1 protein-coding gene is annotated in these 928 nt (G+C 61.7%); it reads right to left on the reverse strand.

Features of this window, described 5'->3' with window-relative positions:
* A partial coding sequence (locus A9X01_RS32300; protein WP_436405299.1) for a pentapeptide repeat-containing protein occupies nucleotides 1-905 on the reverse strand: 905 nt, incomplete at its 3' end.
* Nucleotides 906-928 lie beyond the last annotated feature (23 nt).

The following is a 928-nucleotide window of genomic DNA, read 5'->3' on the forward strand; positions in this document are numbered from 1 at the left end:
TGGGCGTCGCCGCGGACGAACATCCCGTTGTTCATGTTGCCGGAGTTGCCGATACCGGTGTTGATGTTGCCGGAGTTGCCGATACCGGTGTTGAGGTCGCCGGTATTGAACCAACCCGTGTTGGTGTCACCGCCGTTGAAATCACCGCTGTTGAAGCTGCCCGCATTGAAGCTTCCGGTGTTATAGCTTCCGCGGTTACCGATACCGGTGTTGAAGTTGCCCGGATTAAACAACCCGGTGTTGCCGATACCGGAATTCCCGATCCCGGTGTTGTAGCTGCCGGTGTTGAACAACCCCGCATTACCGACCCCGGCGTTCAGAATGCCCTTGAGGTCAAAGCCGGAGTTGGCGATACCCACGTTGCCGTCACCGGTGTTGAAGAACCCAATGTTGTTGTCACCAGTGTTACCGAAGCCGATATTGCCGGTGCCGGTATTACCGAAGATGTCAGCGACCGCGGCCTCCGCCGAGCCGACCGAATGCACATTCAACAGACTGTTCAGCTTGGCCGACAAACTCCCGCTCAGCACGCTACTGATAGCGGGGTTACTCAAAAGGCCGCTCACCGCCGGGCTACGCAGCAAGTTGCTCACACTCGGACTGTTGAGCAGGGTGCTCACCGTCGGGCTGTTCAGCAGGGTGCTCACGGTCGGGCTGCTCAACGCGCCGGTCAACGCCGTCGTCACGGTGGCGCTGTTGAGCAGACTGTTCAGCCCCCCGGAACCGGACAGACCCGCAACCAACGCCTGCAAACCGGCACCCGAACCGCCGAAACGCCACAGGCCCGGCCCAAAACCGTTGCGCCCGAACGATCCCCAACCACTGGCCGCCGTCGCGCCGCCGGTCGGGACGCCACCGAGCTCATGCAGACGCAGGTTCGCCAGCCCACCAGTGCCCGACTGCACACTGCGCACCACCCCAGCCAGAT

The organism is Mycobacterium asiaticum (assembly GCF_001668675.1).
Lineage (GTDB): Bacteria > Actinomycetota > Actinomycetes > Mycobacteriales > Mycobacteriaceae > Mycobacterium > Mycobacterium asiaticum_D.